At 49.2% G+C, this 2,491-nt stretch carries 2 protein-coding genes; both read left to right on the top strand.

Features of this window, described 5'->3' with window-relative positions; all coding sequences use genetic code 11:
* A partial coding sequence (locus VIM87_RS22385) for an efflux RND transporter permease subunit (RefSeq protein ID WP_331999160.1) occupies positions 1-1,824 on the top strand: 1,824 nt, incomplete at its 5' end.
* 70 nt (positions 1,825-1,894) lie between these two features.
* A partial coding sequence (locus VIM87_RS22380; protein ID WP_331999159.1) for a TolC family protein occupies positions 1,895-2,491 on the top strand: 597 nt, incomplete at its 3' end.

The following is a 2,491-nucleotide window of genomic DNA, read 5'->3' as shown; positions in this document are numbered from 1 at the left end:
TTTGTAATGACCGCAGTATTTATCCCGGTGGCATTTATGTCTGGCCCGGTAGGGATCTTTTACCGGCAGTTTGCTATTACCATGGCTACCTCCATTGTACTTTCGGGCTTAGTGGCGCTTACACTTACACCGGTGCTTTGCGCCATGATATTGAAAAATAATCATGGGAAGCCGCGGAAGAAAACAGTGATGAACCGGGCGCTCGACAGCTTTAACAGAGGTTTTGAAAAGCTTACCGGTAAATATGCGGGCCTGCTAAGATTGATCGTGAACCGGAGAGTGGTCACCTTTGCCATACTGGCGGCTTTCGGCATCGGCATCTTTGGTATCTCCAGGGATCTTCCCTCCGGCTTTATTCCCAGTGAGGATCAGGGAATGATCTATGCCATTATTCAAACGCCTCCCGGCTCTACGCTGGAAAGGACCAATGACCTGGCCAGGAAAGTACAGGAGATCGCAGAACATGTTGAAGGCATTCAATCTGTTTCTGCGCTGGCAGGTTATGAAGTGCTTACGGAAGGCCGTGGATCCAATGCAGGCACCTGCCTCATAAACCTGAAGGAATGGTCGCAGCGCAAACATTCTGTTAATGAGATCATCCGTGAGCTGGAAGAAAAATGCAGGGATATTCCCGGGGCAACCATAGAATTCTTTGGGCCACCGGCAGTACCCGGGTATGGCGCAGCCGGCGGTTTTGCTTTGCGCCTGCTGGATAAAACCAACAGCGATGATTATAAAGAGCTGGAAAAGGTGAACGACCAGTTCATGGATGCACTGAGAAAACGTAAGGAGCTGACGGGCTTATTTACTTTTTTCAGCGCCAACTATCCGCAGTATGAGCTTCAGATCGATAACAAGGCTGCCATGCAAAAAGGCGTTTCCATTGGTAAGGCAATGGATAATCTTTCTATACTGATAGGCAGCAGCTATGAGCTGGGCTTTATCCGCTTCGGTACCTTCCTGAAAGTATATGTACAGGCCGCGCCTGAATACCGCAGGCTGCCGGACGATCTTATGAAGCTGTACGTTAAAAATAACCGCGATGAGATGGTGCCTTATTCAGCCTTCATGAGCATAAAAAAAGCGCACGGGCTGAATGAGATCACCCGGTATAATATGTACACTTCATCGGCCATCAGGGGCGAGCCTGCACCGGGTTACAGCAGCGGTGAAGCCACCAGGGCTATCCAGGAGGTTGCGGCACAAACACTGCCGCGTGGCTATGGTATTGACTGGGAAGGCCTTTCAAAAGATGAAACGGAACGTGGGAACGAAGCGCTTTACATTTTCCTTATTGTATTAGCATTTGTATACCTGATACTGGCCGCGCAGTATGAAAGCTTCATACTCCCCTTAGCGGTAATATTTTCTTTGCCTGCAGGTGTTTTTGGCGCGTTCCTGCTGGTGAAGCTTATGGGACTGGCCAATGATATTTATGCGCAGGTGGGCCTGGTAATGCTGGTTGGCTTGCTGGGTAAGAACGCAGTGCTGATCGTGGAGTTTGCCGTTCAGAAACACCGCTCCGGCGTGCCGCTGTTCCAGGCGGCTGTGGAAGGCGCTGCCGTACGTTTCCGCCCGATATTAATGACCTCACTTGCCTTTATTGCCGGCCTGATACCGCTGCTGTTTGCTACAGGTCCGGGCGCCATCGGCAACCATACCATAGGCGCTGCCTCTGCCGGCGGTATGCTGCTGGGAACTGTTTTCGGGGTGATCATTATTCCCGGCTTGTATTACATATTCGGCAGCATAGCAGCAAAACGCAAGCTCATTAAAGATGAAGACGAGAATCCTTTAACAGAAGAAATTGATCATAATGTTTAGAAGCAGAATATATAAGCACTTAGGGGTAGCCTGCATTTCCTTCGCTTATGCAGCTTGTAAAATTCCTGCTTTGGTTGGGAAAACAGAGAACAAAACCGTTCCTGCAAGCTATAACAGCTCGCAGGATACCCTTAATATGGCAAAAGTGAAGTGGAAAGATTATTTCACGGATCCCTACCTGGGCGCCCTGATAGATACGGCTTTGAAGAACAACCAGGAGCTGAACATCACCTTACAGGAAATGGAGATTGCCAGCAACGAAATAAGGGCCAGGAAAGGAGAATATTTACCCTTTGTAGGGGTAAAAGCTGCGGCCGGCGTTGAAAAGGTGGGCCGCTATACCAGCCAGGGCGCCGGTGATGCTACCACTGAAATTAAACCGGGAAAAGAAATGCCGGACCCGCTGCCGGATTATTTGTTAGCAGCTTATGCATCCTGGGTAGTAGATATCTGGAAAAAGCTGCACAACGCTAAAAAAGTAGCCATCAGCAGGTACCTGTCTACCGTTGAGGGAAAAAATTTCCTGGTCACTAACCTCGTTGCCGAAATCGCTAATTCCTATTACGAGCTACTGGCCTTGGATAACCAGCTGGCTATTGTAAAACAGAATATCGACATCCAGAATAATGCCCTGGAAATAGTGAAGCTGCAGAAAGAAGCCACCCGG

This window comes from Chitinophaga sp. (assembly GCF_036569125.1).
Taxonomy (GTDB): Bacteria; Bacteroidota; Bacteroidia; order Chitinophagales; family Chitinophagaceae; genus Chitinophaga.
This window is presented reverse-complemented; position numbering and strand designations above follow the sequence as displayed.